The 16,594-nt window shown below is 73.0% G+C and carries 12 protein-coding genes; 3 read left to right on the forward strand and 9 right to left on the reverse strand.

The features are described 5' to 3' along the window. From AC5LSR_RS06970 to AC5LSR_RS07005, 8 genes are all read right to left on the reverse strand, one after another. Positions 1-940: serine/threonine-protein kinase (locus AC5LSR_RS06970; RefSeq protein WP_493468264.1), on the reverse strand; the 940-nt coding region annotated here is incomplete at its 3' end. A 295-nt stretch (positions 941-1,235) separates the two neighbouring features. Then, positions 1,236-3,368 carry an SGNH hydrolase domain-containing protein gene (locus AC5LSR_RS06975; RefSeq protein WP_493464616.1) on the reverse strand — a complete coding sequence of 711 codons (2,133 nt, stop codon included), beginning with the start codon at positions 3,366-3,368 and terminating at the stop codon, positions 1,236-1,238. A 29-nt stretch (positions 3,369-3,397) separates the two neighbouring features. Continuing rightward, entirely contained in the window at positions 3,398-4,546 is a 1,149-nt protein-coding gene (locus AC5LSR_RS06980; protein WP_250286742.1) for a glycoside hydrolase family 113, read from the reverse strand. Between the two features lie 5 nt (positions 4,547-4,551). Further along, a complete protein-coding gene (locus AC5LSR_RS06985) occupies positions 4,552-6,033 on the reverse strand; it encodes a glycosyltransferase family 2 protein (RefSeq protein ID WP_250286740.1) in 1,482 nt (493 codons plus the stop codon). A gap of 409 nt (positions 6,034-6,442) precedes the next feature. Beyond that, positions 6,443-7,501 (reverse strand): glycoside hydrolase 5 family protein, encoded by a 1,059-nt coding sequence (locus tag AC5LSR_RS06990; RefSeq protein WP_250286739.1) that lies wholly within the window; start codon positions 7,499-7,501, stop codon positions 6,443-6,445. 355 nt (positions 7,502-7,856) lie between these two features. After that, positions 7,857-10,208, reverse strand: a complete 2,352-nt coding sequence (locus tag AC5LSR_RS06995; protein ID WP_493468265.1) for a protein kinase domain-containing protein — start codon at positions 10,206-10,208, stop codon at positions 7,857-7,859. Then, positions 10,199-11,830: a hypothetical protein gene (locus tag AC5LSR_RS07000; RefSeq protein ID WP_250287341.1), complete on the reverse strand. Its 1,632-nt coding sequence runs from the start codon at positions 11,828-11,830 to the stop codon at positions 10,199-10,201. Before AC5LSR_RS07000 ends, AC5LSR_RS06995 begins: the two co-directional genes overlap by 10 nt. Positions 11,831-11,874: 44 nt before the next feature. Then, positions 11,875-12,654, reverse strand: coding sequence for a sporulation protein (locus tag AC5LSR_RS07005; protein WP_250287339.1), 780 nt, complete (start codon positions 12,652-12,654; stop codon positions 11,875-11,877). Between the two features lie 312 nt (positions 12,655-12,966). On the opposite strand from AC5LSR_RS07005, the gene fdhD reads away from it, so the two are divergent. After that, positions 12,967-13,863: a formate dehydrogenase accessory sulfurtransferase FdhD gene (gene fdhD / locus AC5LSR_RS07010; RefSeq protein WP_250291809.1), complete on the forward strand. Its 897-nt coding sequence runs from the start codon at positions 12,967-12,969 to the stop codon at positions 13,861-13,863. Between the two features lie 204 nt (positions 13,864-14,067). Beyond that, on the forward strand, positions 14,068-14,610 hold the full coding sequence (locus AC5LSR_RS07015; protein WP_250287370.1) for a hypothetical protein: 543 nt from the start codon (positions 14,068-14,070) through the stop codon (positions 14,608-14,610). A gap of 47 nt (positions 14,611-14,657) precedes the next feature. Here AC5LSR_RS07015 and AC5LSR_RS07020 read toward each other — a convergent pair whose 3' ends face one another. Beyond that, the gene (locus tag AC5LSR_RS07020; RefSeq protein ID WP_250287372.1) at positions 14,658-15,644 is read right to left on the reverse strand and encodes an aldo/keto reductase; all 987 of its coding nucleotides are present in this window, start codon (positions 15,642-15,644) and stop codon (positions 14,658-14,660) included. A 327-nt stretch (positions 15,645-15,971) separates the two neighbouring features. On the opposite strand from AC5LSR_RS07020, the gene AC5LSR_RS07025 reads away from it, so the two are divergent. After that, positions 15,972-16,594, forward strand: a 623-nt coding sequence (locus AC5LSR_RS07025; RefSeq protein ID WP_493468266.1) for a TerD family protein, incomplete at its 3' end; no start/stop codon positions are given.

Here is a 16,594-nt window from a genome sequence, read left to right on the forward strand (position 1 = left end):
CGGGCCTGTCCCGGGCGTCCGGGCGGTGCCCTCGCTCGTAGGCGTCCACCAGGTCGTAGACGGCGGGTGGCAGCCAGTGCTGCGCGCCGAAGCCGGTCGCCTGCTGCCAGCGTCTGTCGATCTCCTCCAGCAGGCGGTTCGGGGTGGGCCGGCGTGCCGGGTCACGCTGCATGCAGCGGCGGATCAGGTCGGTGAGCGCCGGTGGGAGGGCGGAGAGGTCCGGTGGCCGGGAGAGCAGCTGGGCCAGCACGTTGACCGGTGTGTCGCCGTGGTAGGCGGTGCGGCCGGTCGCCGCGTACAGCAGGGTGGCGCCGAGGGAGTACACGTCGGTGGCCGGGGTCACCGACGCGGTGTCCATGGCCTGCTCCGGGGACATGTAGTGCGGCGTCCCGATCACAGCCTGGGTGAGCTGCGCGCTGCCGACCGACGACCGGACCAGCCCGAAGTCGATCACCTTCGGGTTCTCCCGGGTCACCAGCACGTTCGACGGCTTGAGGTCCCGGTGGATCAGGCCCACCCGGTGGATGGACTCCAGCGCCTCGGCGATCCCGGCCGCCAGCCACAGCACCGCGTCGACCGGCAGCGGGCCGGCCCGGCGGACCAGCCAGGACAGCGACGGCGCGGGCACGTAGGCGATGGCCAGCCACGGCATCGCGGCGTCGGCGTCGGCGTCCACCAGTGACGCCGTGTACACGCCGCTGACCTGCCGGGCCGCGGCGGCCTCCCGGGCGAAACGCTCCCGGAAGCCGGGCTCCTCCACCATGTCGGCCCGCACCGTCTTGACCGCGACCAGCAGCCCCGAGCGTGACTGGCCCAGGTACACCCGGCCCATCCCGCCGCCGCCGAGTACGCCGAGGATGCGGTAGGGGCCGATCGTGCGCGGGTCCCGCGGCGTCAGGGCGTCACGCATGCTCTCGAAAGAGCTGTTCGTGCCCGTCACGTCCGCCTCCACCTGTTCGTCACAGCCGTCAACGTGCCTTTACGCCCCGCATCGCGGGGCGGCGTGCCTTTACGCCCCGCATCGCGGGGCGGCGTGCCACTGAGTACCGTGCCGCCGGACGCCGTGCCCCGGGCGGTCGTCCAGGTGATCGTTCCCCGGATGGTCGTCGTTGGAACGATTCTTCTCCTCCGCCCTCGACATCGCCCCCGACCGTGATGGCTCCTCCGGGCGTGGCAGCCGTCCGTTCCCTGGATGTGGTCGTCGTCCATGGGGGCGTGGTCGTCGTCGTGCCTGGTCAACGGCCCGCGCGCACCGGGGCCGTGCCTCCGGCGACGCTGGTGGGGGCCGGCAGCGCCGCCCGGCTGATCGTTGTCTCCAGCCACGGGGCGAGCTGGTGCATGCCAGCGGTGCTCAGGTGGACGGCGTCGATGTAGAACGGGCCGCCGGAGGCGGTACGGGTCCAGCAGCGGTCCTCCTGGCACAGCGCCGCGTCGATGTCGAGCGGCAGGACCTGCGGGTACCGGCCGGCGGCCTCGGCGATCAGCGCGTTGTAGCAGCGGCTGGACATCGGGTCGGTGTCCCCGGTGACACGGCGGCTGTTGGCCAGCAGCACCGGCCGGCCGGGAGCCTCCTGCTCCCACAGGCGCGCGGCCGCGGCCAGCCGCTCCCGGTAGACCTGCCGGTAGCCGACGTCGCAGGGGGAGACGACCGCGCTGCCCACCAGCCGCGCCGCCGCGTCCCCACTCAGGTCGACCAGCAGGACGCCGGGCCGGCTGGCGGCGATCTGGGAGCGCCAGTACCGGTCCCAGTGCGCGCAGTCGCGTGCCGGCACCGCCGGTGCCCGCGCCGATGCCGGCAGCTGGGCGTCGGCGCTGACGTGGGCCCGCGGCGTCGCCGGCGGTGGTGCCGGGAACAGCCCGCAGCCGGGCAGCGAGCCGTCCACCACCGGGTAGCGGCCGGAGCCGCGCCGGCCGGCCGCCGCGGCCAGATCACCGGCGAACGACCCGCCCAGCACCAGGACCACCGGCTGCCTGCCCGCCCGTGACCGCTGCTCGACCAGGCCGGGCAGCCATGCCCCACCGACCGCGACGGCGGTGTAGGCCACCGCCAGCACCGGGGCGGTCCAGCGCAGCGGCCACCGGCGCAGGCGCAGCCGGCCGACCAGCGCGTCCTGCAGCAGCAGCCCGAGGAGCGCGGCCAGCCCCCCGCCGACCACCAGCAGGGCATGCGGGCGGACCCGCGGGAACGCGGTCGCCAGCACCCAGAACAGCGGCAGGTGCAGGAGCAGAAGCGGGTAGCCCAGCCCGCCCAGCTCCACCGGCAGGCCCCGGCCGAGCAGCCACTGCAACGGGTTGTGACGGGCAGGTGCCGGCGGGCGGTCCACGCTGGCCAGCAGCAGCGCGCCGGCGCCGGCGGCGACGGCCGGGCCCCCGTTACGCAGCCAGCCGGCGGGGTACGCGGTGGCGATGATCCCGTCGGCGGCCAGCACAGCCAGTGCGATCGTCCCGGCCGCCGCCGCCCACCAGGAGCTCCGCGCCCGGACGGGGCCACCGGCGGCCGGGCCGCCGGCAGCGGCCGGCGCCGTCACCGACTGGGTGAACGCCGACGGGGTGTGCTGGGCCTGCGCGTCGTGGGCCCGTTCCGCGCGGCGGGCCCGCGCGGCCACCACCACCGCGGCCGCCGCGGCGCCCAACAGCCATTCGGCCGCCCGGACGTGGCTGCCCAGGGCCAGTTCGGGCAGGCCCGCGCCGGTGGCGGCCCGGGCCGGGCCGACCAGGCAGGCGCCGGCGGCGAGCAGCACGGTGCCGGCCGCGGCCAGCCCCGCCGTCCGGGCCGTCCGGCCCGTGTGCCCCGGCCGGCCGAGCAGCCGGGAGGCCCACCAGATGCCGACCAGCAGCAGCGGACCGGCGATGGCGAACTGCTCGACCAGGCCGAGCAGCCACAGCAGGCCCAGCGGGTCGAGCTGGGCGGGCCGGTCGGCGTACCAGTCGCCGCCGGCGCCGGCCAGCCAGTTCCGTGACACCAGGTCGAACCAGTTCCCCACGTGCGCCAGGCCGGCGACCGCCTGTGGGCCGAGCTGCCGGGCCTGGCCGGGCGGGCTGAGCAGCACGGCGAGCCCGACGGTGGCGACGAGGGTGAACAGCAGCAGCGGGAGCCGCTGCTTGACGTGCTCCCTGACATGGCCACGGTAGACGCCGGCCAGGCCGGGGCCGGCACGGCCGTGACCGTGGTCGTGGCTGCGGCCGTGTTCGTGGCCGTGTTCGTGGCCGTGCCGTTCGCGCGTTCCGGTGGCCCGGGAGCAGGCGGCCAGCAGGACGCGGGTGGTCAGGTAGCCGCTGGCGGCGAGGAGAAGATCCGGCCCGAGCAGCTCCGCGCGGAATCCTCCGGTACTCTGCAACATCACCGCGAGTACCGCGACACCGGACACACCGATGACCGCACGTGACGGGGAAGAGCTCAGCGTACCGCCCTCCAGCCCGAGAAGCAGTCCCGGATCGTCTGTTCGGCGGCCCTGCCGGCGAACGACTCGTGCCGGTCCCGCAGCGGGTCGACGGTGCCCGGATTGACGTGGAAGTCCACCCGCCACCAGTACAGGCCGGCCAGGGAGCGTTCCCGCGCCATCTGGCAGGCGGCGGCGAACCAGCGTTGCTGGACGAGCTCGTTGACCGGGCCGCCGTTGTTCGGGTTGGCCGGATGCCGGTAGATGCCGTCCTGCGCCGGAGCGCCCACCTCGTACAGCAGCAGGTTGGGCATCCGGCCGCGGGCCCGGCGGTCCAGCCAGGAGTGCCAGCCCGCGGCCAGCTCCGCCACGGAGGCGTCATCGGGCAGCTGTAGCTCCGGGTAGGCGTCCACCCCTGTCCGGTCCACCGGCAGCCGCACCGTGGTGTGCACGAACGTGTCCCAGTTGAACGCGTACCCGGTCTCGCCGTGGAACAGGGTCCGGGCGTACCCGGCCAGCTCCGTCCAGCGCGGGTCGCCTTCCAGCGAGCTGAGCTCTGTGCCGATCACCACGGTGGCTACGCCGGTGCGCGCGGCAAGGACCAGGTAGGGCGTGAGGAAGCGGCGGTAGGAGGAGAACCAGGCGTCCCGGTCACCCGGCCTGATCGTGCCGCGCCAGTCCAACGGGTTGGCGGCGGTCAGGGTGCGCTCGTCGAGCGTCGGGCGCAGGGTGACGCGCAGGCCGGAGCGTCTGGCCTCGTCCACGAGGATGCCGAGGCGCTCCGGCGTGGGGGTGGTCCGGCCGCCGTGGACGGCGTTGGAGCGGGCCGTGTCGGTGAAGAAGGGGAAGGAGACGCACAGGGCGTTGGCCTCCAGGCCGACGACGTAGTCGACAACCTGGCGGGCCTTGGCACGGGCCGTTTCGACCGGCTCGTCGGGATTGTCGTCCCAGTAGACCTGGACGCCGAGCTCGGGCCGGCCGGGCTGCCAGGGGTAGGCGACCGCGAGGCCGGCCCCCGCATCCGCCCGCGGGCCGGCTGTCGCGATGGCCGGCGGTGGCGCGGCCGGGTGGAAGGCGGGGGTGCGGTCCTGGGGCGAGGCGGCGCAGCCCGTGCTCGCGGTGAGCATGACAAATACGGCGGCCAGCGTCGCGCCGGCCGTGCCCATTCTGATCACATCGGTTTCGCGATCACGTTGAAGGTGGACTCGCCGCCCCGCAGGAAGCGGACCAGCCCCCGGAACACCGCGATTGCCTCCAGCAGGGAGAAGAACGGGATCAGCAGCAGCAGGCAGGGCGGCTCCCACCAGCGGCGCCGCGAGTCCGCCGAGGCCGATACGTTGATCTTCAGGCCTTCCCAGTAGAGCCAGATGCTGTAGGCCATGTTGGCCGCCCAGACGGGCAGCAGCAGGACGCTGGCCGGGGTGGTGTCGGTGTCCCCGAGCAACGAGCCGACCAGGAGGATCAGCCCCAGGTGCTGGATCGGCCCGCACGCCCAGACCAGCACGTTGTGCATCAGCAGCAGCCGGTGGCGCAGTGGGATGCCGCGGTCGAACGCCAGCCGGAACAGCCCCCAGGACCAGCGCTCCCGCTGCCGGATGAAGTCGGCCACGGTGGCCGGGGAGGCGCCGTAGGAGCGGCCGGGGAACCAGTCGCTGCCGCCGGGGTGACGGCCGCAGAAGACCAGCGCGAACTGGGCGTCCTCGACGATGGCCTGCGGCCCGAAGTCCCAGCCGGTGGCCGCCTCCACCGACGCCCGGACCAGCAGCAGCTCCCCGTGCAGCCCGGCGCGGGGCACGCCGCGGCCGGTGGTGGCCGCGAACAGGCTGATGTCGCAGCTCGGGCGGACCGCGTCGGCCAGCCAGGTCAGCCTGTTCACCGCGTGTTCCCGCGGGTAGCTCAGCACCCCCTGGGCGAGGTGGCGGGCGTTCTGCCCGGCCAGCCACTGGGCGTTGAGGAAACGGGCCATGGCCTCGGCGGTGTCGGAGCTGACGCCGGTGTCGTCGTCCATGTGCAGCACCCACACGTCCTCCCTGGCCTCGCCCTCGGCGCAACGCAGCTCGTGGGCGTAGTGGTTCGCGCGGGCCTTGAACCGGGTGCCGTTCGGGGTGCGGTAGCCGCGGGGCACGGTCACCACGCGGATCAGGCGGTCCGTCGCCGCCAGCGCGGCGATCCGGTCGTGGGCGGCGCAGCCCTCCTCGACGACCACGTCCACCCGCAGGTGGGGGAAGTAGTCCGGCAGGTACCGGCAGAAGGAGCGGACGACCCGCTCGAGGGCGGGGTAGGTGTCGTGACGCCCCACCGTCGGGACGACCACGATCAGTGGGTCGCGCACGATTGCCGCGGTGACCGGTAGTTTGCGCTCGCGGCGCAGCCGGACGGCCGTGCGCACGCTTCCGTACATACCGATGGTGGTGTTTACGATGGGTAACGTCCAGACCACGGCCGCTATCCAGCCCATGAAGCCGAAATCGGGGTCGCGGGCCCAGGCCCACCATCCGAAGACACCGAACACCGTGAAGCCGATCAGAAACGAACTGAAACCGGGCCGCCATACCGACCGTTCCCGGGATTCGGTCAACGGCATCGTGTCGTGCGCGACGGAGTTGGCCCACTCCAGGGATTCCCGACGTATGAGATGTTCGGACGTGGTCACGCGGCTCCCCCCACAGGAGTCTGATCACGGTCCTCGAAACAATACGCCAGCCGGACCGGAGCGGGTGTATACCGTCGGCGATACGACGGCCGCCGTAGCTTACCGGCGGTCCCGCGGTGTGTATCAGCGCGGGTAGGCGGTGGTGCCTCGTGGTGATTCCGTTGTCGGCGCTGGTGCCCGGCCAGGCGCCGGCGCGACCCGCCCGGGCCTGGGCCGACGCGGCCTGGCGCAGGCCTGCGCCAGGCCGGTGCGACCGCTATGGGCCGGTGCGCCGTTGGGCCGGTGCGGGCCGTCATGGGCCGGCACGGCGGCCGTCGTAGGCGGCTGGGGCCTGCAAGCGGGCTGTGACCGGTCCCGCCGTGAGGCCGGATTCCCGGCCCGGCCGGGTTCCGCCCCGGAGCGGTGAACGCTACGCCGGCCGGGACGGGAGCTCCCGGCCGGGACGGGACATTCGCTCGGCATGCCCGGCGAGAAGCGCGGCGGTGGCCGACGGGTGGATCACGCGGCGGCCGTCGTAGTCGGGGTAGTGGGAGCCGTCGTCATCGCGTCCGGTGAGAAGCCAGAACTGGTCACCGTCACCGTCAGCTTCCTCGACCGCGGCCGTCCAGGCCGCGTAGACCGTGTCGCGGGCGGTTCCGCCGTCCCGCCAGGAGAATTCCTCCAGCACCGCCGGTACGCCCGCCGCGGCGGCCTCCCGGAAGTGGTCGTGAATCCAGCGGACACCCCAGCCCGGCGATTTTTCGCCCCATTGCTGGGGGTGCAGATGAAATGTCCCGTAATCGATCGCGGGCAGCTCGAGGAGCCGGTGCCAGACCACTCCCTCCTGGTTGGAGGACGGGTAGTCGGCCGTGCCGGCACGGCCGTGGAAGCCTTCGTCGCCGACCGCGACCAGCTGGCGGGGCGCCAGTTTACGGACATACCGGCTCATTTCGTCGGCCCAGGCGGTCAGGGTGTCCCCGGACGGGTCGGACGGGCAGCGGGGCTCATTGGCCAGCTCCCAGGCCATCACCGCCGGTTCGTGGTTGTACGGGACGCCCGTGTACCGGTTCCGCCGGCCGGTCACGTGCGCCACCCAGGCCCGGTAGCACTCCTTCATGGCGCGGTGGCGGAAGAAGTCGTCGTGTCCGGCGGAGAACCACGTGGCGTACTGGGGAATTCCCCCGAAGTCGCGCCAGTTGTTCGTCAGGGCGATCACCAGCCGCAGCCCGAGCTGCCCGGCCCGGAAGACCGCGTGGTCCAGCGGCTCGAAACCGTCCTCGTCGTAGCGGAACGGCTCCGGTTGCAGTACCACGCCGTCCGCCGGAGTTCCGTCGAGGAAGCCCCAGCAACGGACCACCCGCAGGCCGAGCGCGGCGGCGTCGGCCAGGACGCTGTCAGCCATCCGTTGGCTTTTGTAGTGCAGGTAGTAGTTGTTGGTGCCGCAGAAGCGGAAGCGTCTGCCGGCGAGCCGGAACGCGCCGTCGTGCACCTGGACGAAATCAGTGGTCCGACGACCGGCGGGACCGGATTCGGTGAAGGAGGACACGCTCCGGGAGAATACGGCTGCCGCCCACGGCGAAGCGTCCCCGAGTACGGGATACTGAGACGCCGGTCACATAGCCGTGCGTAGCTGCACGGGTGATGTGCCACGTAGGCGACGGCCCGTACAAGTGACGGGCTAGATGAATGACGCTCTGCATAACAGCCGTCGGCTGTCGGAAAAAGATCGCGGCACGCGCGTCGCCGCCGCCCGCCGGACCGGAAAACACGCGGCGTACACACACGCCCGACGCGGGTTCCGGATGGGTGTTCACGGATGGCAGCCGTGCTGGCCAGCCGGGGTTCTAACCGGTCGCCGTCACCCGGCGGATTCGGTCGTTGCAGTTGTCGGTGATGTAGAGGAAACGTTCGGTCACGTCCAGCCCCAGGCCGTTGGGATCGCACAGGCGGGCCGCGGTGGCCGGCCCGTTGTCGCCGGAGTAGCCGGGTGCGCCGATACCGGCGACGGTGGTGATGACACCGTCGGTGCCGATGCGGCGCACCCGGTTGTTGTCGGTGTCGGCGATGTAGAGGCGCCCGTCGCCGGCAACCGCGACACTGCCCGGGTTCGCCAGGTGGGCCGCGGTGGCCGGCCCGTTGTCGCCGGAGAAGCCCGCGACGCCGGTGCCGGCGATGGTGGTGATGACGCCGTCGGAGCTGACGCGGCGGACGCGGTTGTTGGCGTTGTCAGCGATGTAGAGGTTGCCGGCGGTGTCCGCCGCCAGGCCGCCGGGCCCGGCCAGCCGGGCCGCGGTGGCCGGCCCGCCGTCGCCGGAGTAGCCGGGTGCGCCGGTGCCGGCGACGGTGGTGATGACGTCGTTGGTGCCGATGCGGCGGATGCGGTTGTTGCCGCTGTCGGCGATGTAGAGGTTGCCGTCGGCGTCCACCAGCACGCTGGTCGGTTTCGCCAGCTGGGCCGCGCTGGCCGGCCCGTTGTCGCCGGAGAAGCCCGCGACGCCGGTGCCGGCGACGGTGGTGACGGTTCCGACGACGTTGATGCGGCGGATACGGTTGTTGTCGGTGTCGGCGATGTAGAGGTTGCCGGCCCGGTCCCGGGCCACGTCCGTGGGCGTGGCGAAGTAGGCCTGGGCGGCGGGCCCGTTGTCGCCGGAGTAGCCGTACGTGCCGGTGCCGGCGATGGTGGTGATGACGCCGTCGGTGCCGATGCGGCGGATACGGTTGTTGCCGGTGTCGGTGAAGTAGACGGCACCGGTGCTGTCCACCAGCGGGTCGTCCGGCCTGCTCAGGTCGGCCGCGGTGGCCGGCCCGTTGTCGCCGGAGAAGCCCGTGGCGCCGGTGCCGGCCACCGTTATGATCACGTCTGGTCGCGGCGGCCGGCTGATCAGCAGAACGGTGACCACGATGGCGGCCACCGGGACGGCCACGGCCACGACGACGGCGGCGGCGATCCGGCGACGCCGCCGGCGGCGGGTGCCGTCCACCGCCGGCGGCGGGGCGGCCGGCACGGGCTCGAGCGCACGCCGCGCGGTCACGTCGGCGTCCCGGCCGGCCTGCCAGCCGGTCGCCTGACCCCGGCCGGCCCACCGGTCGGCGTCGCGGTCCCGCGGGGCCCGCTGGTCGGCGTCGCGGCCGATGCCCGCCGGGACCGCCACCGGCAGCCTGCCCTGCGCCGGCGGGCCGATCGGTAGCCGAGGCGGTGTCGGCTGGCCGAGTGGCGTCGGCTGGCTGGGTGGCGTCGGCTGGCCGGGTGGCGCGGCGGTGGCCCGGTTGGTGGCGAGCCCGCCGGGCAGCCCGCCCGCCCCGGCCGGGTACCGCGCGGCCTCCCGGACGTCGTCGGCGACGTGCAGGCCGATCTCGCAGCGGCTGGTCCAGCGCGGGCCGTACGCGAGGGCGGCGGCGCGGGCGAGGTCGAGGGCGAAGGCCCGGGCGCTGGGATGCCGCAGCGCAGGCTCCCGCTGGAGGGCACGCATGAGGGTCTCGGCCACGGGCTCGGGGACGCCGGCGGGCGGCGGTGTGGGACGGTCGGCGGTCTTCTGCCGGATCAGCGCCATCAGGGACAGGTCGGGACCGAACGGCGGGGCGTCGGCGAGCATCTCGTAGAGGACGATCCCGAGCGCGTACAGGTCGGTGGCCGGGCTCAGGCGGTCGCCGCCCAGCTGCTCGGGCGCCATGTACCTTGGTGTGCCGATGATCGTGTTGGTGGCGACCGTCGTGGCATTGAAGATCTTCGCGATGCTGAAGTCGGTGACCTTCAGCAGGCCGTTGCCCGAGAACAGCACGTTGTCGGGCTTGATGTCGCGATGCAGCACGCTCCTGGTGTGGGCGCACTCCAGCGCCTCGGCGATGGCCAGCCCCGCCGCGCAGGCGTCCTCGGCGGACAGCGCGCGGCGCCGGCGGGTCAGCGTCCCCCCGGCGAGCAGCTCCATGATGATCAGGCACAGGCCGTCGCGCTCGACATAGTCGTAGATCCGGACGATGTGCGGGTGGTCGAGCCCGGCCAGCAGCCGGGCCTCGGTCGCGAAGGTGGTGGGCAGGCCGGGGTCCGCCGTCGCGGGCAGGACCTTGATGGCCACGTCCCGGCCGAGGCCCTGGTGGTGCCCGGCGAGGACTAGGCCGTGCCCGCCGCTGCCGAGTTCCGCGCCCAACGTGTAGGCGGGCAGCGCCGCGGCCACCCGGGAAAGATCGACTAATGGCACGGGCCCGCCCCGCCGTCACGTGCCGTCAGCCGGGCGAGCCCGGTGGCGAGGACCCGGCAGCCCAGCGCCGCCGCGGCACCCAGGAACGCGAGCGCCGGCAGGACGTAACGGTGGTCGAAACCGGCGGTCGCCGGCGGTACGACCAGCAGCGTCACCGCGACGGCGGTGGTCAGGGCCAGCGGCGCGCGCAGATGCGGACGGTACCGGCCCGCCAGCCCGGTGCCGAGGACGGCGCCGAGCAGCAGCAGGCCCAGCACCGGCCCGGGAACGGCCACCCGGAGCTGGTAGCCCGCCAGCCAGCTGGCGAACGGCTGGCGCAGGCGGTGCGCGCCGTCACCGTGCTCGTAGGCGCGGACGTCCTCGGGAGCGCTGCCACCGGGAATGTACGTCCGGTCGGGGACCGGGTCGGGTGGGACGTGGAACAGGAAGGGACGCACCATGCCTGCATTGGGGTAGTCGGTCAGCCGCGGCCCGAACGTCCGGGAGAAATCCCTTGCCACGATACCGGCGTAGTCCAGCGGCTGTGTCACGATCGCCCGGCGGGCGAACCTGCCGGCCAGCGATTCCTTCGCCGGGCTGAAAACCCGGCCCGCCGGGCTGGAAAGCTCGCCGGGAATGCCGTCCAGCGGGGTGCCGGTGTGCCAGATGTAGTTCGACGGCGGCTGGCGCTCCCCGAGCGGCTCCCGCGGGCAGAGGACCGCCAGGTCGGCCGGCGGGTGCGTGCCGGCACAGTCCACGAACGACGTCGTCCGGGAATAGAGGAAGACCCCGTCGCTGCCGACGATGCCGGCCCGGCCGTGCGTTACCTGGAACCAGGCGCCGTAGCAGCCCAGGGGGACGAGCAGCGCCAGGCAGAAGGCGAGCACCGGCCGCCGGCCCGGGCGGCGGGCCAGCAGCCAGCCGCCCGCCACCAGCGCCAGTGGCAGGCCGACCGTGCGGGTCAGGGACGCCCCCGCCAGCAGCCCGCCCGCGACCAGGGCGGCGGCCGTGGTCGGCCGGCGCCACCACAGCAGGGCCGTCACGGCCGCCACCGTCAGGACGGTGAACAGCGTCTCGGCCATCACCATGTGCTCGATCTGGACCTGGTACCCGTCGAAGAGCTGCGGGCCGGTGGCGAGAGCGGCCAGCCAGCCGGCCGTCCCGTGCCGGCGCAGCAGCATGTAGATCATGACGGCGACGGCCAGGCCCAGCAGATGCTGGACGACGACGACGAGCCGGAAGCTGTGGAGCGGCTCCAGCAGCATCAGGAAGAAGCTGTAGCCCGACGGCCGCACCTCGTACGGCTGCGGCCGCAGCGCCACCCCGAGGTACTCGAAGCTGTCGTTGAACCACAGGGCGGGCGCGTAGCCGACGACCGCCGTCAGGCGTACGATGACCGCCGCCACCAGCATCGCGGTGAACAGCGGATGCCGGCGGGCCAGCCGGGCCTGCCGCCGGCACCAGGCGCTGCCGGCGGCGTGCCAGCGGGCGGACGGCCCGGCGGCGTCCTCGACGGCGTCTTCGGCGGCGTCCCCGACGGCATCGGCCGCCGGTGTCTCACGGAGGGCGGACCACGCCCGGGGCGGGAGCCGCGCGCTCCGCCGCGCCCGGGCAGGCTCCCGGCGGCGCACCGGGGACGTCACCGCGTACTCGACAGGAGCGCCACCGCACAGACGTCCCGGACGGCCTAGAACCAGCCGCGGTGGGCGCCGAGATGCTGGAGCTGCTCGTGCAGCAGACCGGCGAGATGGCGCCGGTCGGTGTCGTGATGGCCGACCCGCAGCCGGCTGAGCGCGTCCCCGCCGGCACGCAGCAGCCCGCCACGCCGGTCGGCCTCCAGCACCACGTCCACGCCGGCGGCGTCGACCAGGAAGGTCACTTCCAGCTCCTTGACGCGACGGGCGTACTCCCCGCCCGGATGCAGCTCGATCTCCTGGTAGAAGGGCAGGTCGGAGCCGGCCAGCCGGCCTTTCTCCACGTCCGCGGAATGGAACCGGAAACCGAGGTCGCCGAGCGCGGCGAGGACCGCCTCCTGGACGGGCAGCGGGTGCACGCTCACCGGGTCGAGGTCGCCGGGGTCGACCGCGCCCGGGATGTCCACCGTGGTCTTCACGCCGATCCTCATGCCGCGCAGGTGCCAGCCGCCCACGTCGGTGATGGGGGTCTGCCAGGGGACCGGCAGCTCGAAGCGCCCGCTGGTCTCCTGGTTGGCGGCGATGGTGAACTTCCCGCCGATGCCGCGGGTGCCGAAGCTGACGTTCTCGTACCAGGTGGAGTCGTCGGTCTCGACCTCGACGGTGGCCTCGAGGGCGACCCGTATCTCGTTGACCGCCTGGTCGACCTTGCCGCCCCTGATGGTCACCGTCCCGGTGACCAGACCGCCGGGCAGGACCTCGGAGCGGTCCAGGACCGTTTCGACGTCGGCGTTGCCCACTCCCAGCCGCGCCATCATCCGCTTCATGCCCACGTGCTCCGCTCACCCTCCATGTCGGTCATGGCTGTCGTATCCGCTGTATCTGTCGTGCCTGTCGTGCCTGTCGCCACGCGTGTCGTGCCCGTGATGCCCGTCGCGGCGTCCGGCGGCGCGCGTCCCAGCCGGTACCGGACACCATCGAGCGTCCATCGGACATCGTTGCCGGGCGCCCCTACGCTCTCACACACGGATTACCGCGACCCGCGACCGTCTCGCGTCATACAGCTTTACGTCACATGGCGGACGGGCCGTACCGCCGTCGAGGCACGCTGGCCGCCGTCGGCCGGGTACGGCAGGGTGGATGCCGTGGGACGGGTGACGGTACGTCGGCAGGTGCTGCGCATCCGCGCCGACGGCGGGCGGACGGCACGCCCCGACAGCATCGCCGGCGAGGAGCCGCTGGAACTGCGCGTGGCGGGAAGGCCGCTCGTCGTCACCATGCGGACGCCCGGGCACGACGTCGACCTCGCCTTCGGCTTCCTGACCGGTGAGGGGATCATCGGCGCCGGCTCGGACGTGCTGGGCATGCGCTACTGCGCCGGCACCGACGAGCAGGACGGGCAGGCCCACCAGCAGACCTACAACGTCCTGGACATCGCCCTCGCCCCGACGGTTCCCCCGCCCGACGCCAGCCTGCGACGGGCCTTCTACACCAGCAGCTCCTGCGGGCTGTGCGGGCGGGCCAGCATCGAAGGGGTGCGGCTGCGCGGCCGGTTCACCGTCGAGGACGACCCGCTGGTGCTGTGCCCGCGGGTGGTGCTGGCCCTGCCGGAGCGGCTGCGCGCCGCGCAGAAGGTCTTCGCCAGCACCGGTGGGCTGCACGCCGCCGGGATCGCCGACGCCGCCGGGAACCTGCTCGTGGTCCGGGAGGACGTCGGCCGGCACAACGCGGTGGACAAGGCCGTCGGTCACGCGGTGCGCGAGGGCGCGCTGCCGTTGCGCGGGCGGGTGCTGGTGGTCAGCGGCCGGGCGTCGTTCGAGCTGGTCCAGAAGGCCCTGCTGGCCGGGATTCCGGCGCTGGTCGCGGTGTCGGCGCCGTCGTCGCTGGCGGTCGAGCTGGCCGCGGACGCCGGTATGACGCTGATCGGCTTCGTCCGCGGGGATTCCATGAACGTCTACACCGGGGCGCACCGCGTCGGCACCGTCCCCGTGGTCCCCGTGGTCCCCGCCGTCCCCGCGGTCCCGTCCGACCCGTCGACGTAGCAGGCGCGGCAGACGTAGCAGGAGCCGCGGCGAGAGCCGGCTGTGACGACAACCAGTCGTGACGGCAACCTACTGTATCACTGGCCGTAGCACAATCTACTATTTTATAACATTTTGTAACTAATCGGACTCTACTGTGAAAGCGACCCGATCCATGCGTACTTGTCGGACATGGCGTGCATCCAGGGGATAAGATGCGCTCTTGTGACCTGCATCGTCGGTCTTGAGCATGACGGCAGGGTGATCATCGGTGGTGACAGTGCCGGGGTGGCCGGCTACTCCATCACCGTCCGCGCTGACACCAAGGTGTTCCGTAACGGCGAGTTCGTCATGGGTTTCACCTCGTCGTTCCGGATGGGCCAGCTCCTGAGGTACAGCCTGGTCCCACCCGCCCCCCAGACATGGGACATCGACCGGTTCATGGCCACCGACTTCATCTCCGCGGTGCGTGACTGTCTGCGCGAGGGCGGCTACACGCGCACCGAGTCGGGATCCGAGGCCGGCGGGGTGTTCCTGGCCGGTATCCGTGGCCGGCTGTACCGCATCGACTCCGACTTCCAGATCGGCCGCAGCATCGACCTGTACGACGCCGTGGGCTGCGGGGAGGAGTTCGCCCTGGGCTCCCTGCACGGCAGCGGGCATCTCGCCCCGGAGGACCGGGTGCAGCTCGCGCTGGAAGCCGCCGCGCACCACTCCTCGGCGGTGTGCCCACCGTTCCACGTCATATCCGCCCCGGGCCCCGGCTGACCACGGCGCCGGCCGCCGCCCGCCGGGGCCACGGCCGGCCGGGGCGGTCAGCGCCGGCGCAGCCCGCCGCGCAGGATGGCGGTGACCCGGGCCCGCCGGCCGCCGGTCGGGGTGAACGTGTCGGAGGCGTTCTTCAGCGCGCCGTACTCCTCGTCGGTCAGCTCGATGTCGGCGGCGGCGACGTTGCTCTCCAGCTGGGCGACGCTGGAAGCCCCGGGGATCGCGACCACGTTCGGGTGCCGGAGCACCCAGGCCAGCGCGATCTGCGCCGGGCTCGCGTCGTGCGCCGCGGCGACGTCACGCAGGACGTTGAGCACCGGCCGGGCCGCGTCCAGGTTCTCCGGCAGGAACAGCGGATGCGACGTACGCGCCAACGACGTCGGACGGCGTTCCCGGCTGTAGCGGCCGGAGAGCACGCCCATCGCGAGCGGGCTGTAGGCGATGATCAGCCGGTCGTTCTTCACCGCGTGCGGCACCAGCTCCCGCTCGGGCTGCGGGTGCAGCAGGCTGAACTGCACCTGGTTGGACAGCACCGGTGCGCCGAGCGCCTCCTCGGCCGCCTGCCAGCGCTCCAGCGGGTAGTTGCTGACGCCGACCGCGTCGACGAGGCCGACCCGTTGCAGCGCCGCCATGCCGCGCATGGCGCTGGTGTCGCGCAGCACGGGGTGGGGCTGGTGCACCTGGTAGAGATCGATCTGCCGGACGCCGAGCCGGTTGGCGCTGGCCACCGCGCGCTGCTCGACGACCGGCGCGACCGGCAGCACCGGGAACAGCTTCGTGGCGATGAAGGACGTCTCGAGCGCGCCGGCGTCCCGCAGCGCGGAACCGAGAATCCGTTCGCTGCGCCCGAAGCCGTACAGCTCGGCCGTGTCGAAGAAGGTCACCCCGAGCTCGAGCGCCCGCCGGACGATCGCCGGCGCCTCACTGCCGGCGTAGGCCGCGCCGTAGCCCCACTCACGGGAACCGAACTGCCAGGTCCCCAGCCCGATCACGGAGATCTTCTTCTTTGTCGCTACTCCGTCGACATACCGCATGACTCCAGTGAACGCCGTCCGGCGCCGGTGCGCGACCCGGTCGCGTCGGTACACGACCCGGTCGCGTCGGTACACGACCGAGTGGCGCCGGGCCGGGCCCCGCCCGCCGGCCGGCTGCCCGAAGCGCGGGTCACTGGCCTGCTGTGTCCGTCGGCTGACAGGGTCCGGACCGCTGTGGGCCGTCGAAGAGATCCTGGCCGGGCTGCTAGTTTTCTAGACGCCTCCGGCGAAGCGAGCACCCGGGTAGTCCGGTTTCGTGCGGTCCGCGTCCGTTCCGGATGCCCGGCGTCGAGGCAGACCGACAGGTCGACGCTGAAGGGGAGCGCGGTGGTCCAACAGTTCAACCGGGGGCAGAAGAGCCAGCTGTCCGCGGTCACCCCGGGCACCGACCTCTACATCGGGATCGCGCTGACCGCGCCCGGTCTCGCCTGGGACGTCTCCTGCTTCGGCCTGGACGCGAACGACCGGCTCTCCGACGATCGCTACTTCATCTTCTTCAACCAGCCGGCGTCCCCGGAGGGGTCGGTCCAGCTCCTGGGCGAGCAGGCCGGTGACACCCAGTCGTTCCGGGTGACGCTGGACAAGGTGCCGGCGGGCATCCACAAGCTGTCGTTCTGCGCGGCGATCGACGGCGCGGGCTCGGCGTCCCAGCTGGCCGCCGGCTACTTCCGGATCGTCGTCGGCGGCGCCGAGGTGCTGCGCTACGCCTTCACCGGGGCGGACTTCACCAGCGAGCGCGCCATCATCATCGGTGATCTCTACCGGAAGGGTGTCTGGCGGGTCGCCGCGGTCGGGCAGGGCTTCGCCGGCGGGCTCGCCGAGCTGATCCGCTCGTTCGGCGGCGATGTGGAGGACGACACACCACCGCCGCCACCGCCGGCCGCGCCGGCAGCGCCCAGTGGGTTCGGCCCGCCGGCCGGCGCCACCCGCACCCAGGCGGCACCCCCGCC

The organism is Protofrankia sp. CiP1_Cm_nod4 (assembly GCF_982290645.1).

Bases quoted from the DNA above. Each gene is read 5' to 3' on its own strand.
- AC5LSR_RS06980 (WP_250286742.1), bottom strand. From the start codon at position 4,546: ATGGGCACGGCCGGCGCGACGCTGGCCGCCGTATTTGTCATGCTCACC.
- AC5LSR_RS07020 (WP_250287372.1), bottom strand. From the start codon at position 15,644: ATGCGGTATGTCGACGGAGTAGCGACAAAGAAGAAGATCTCCGTGATC.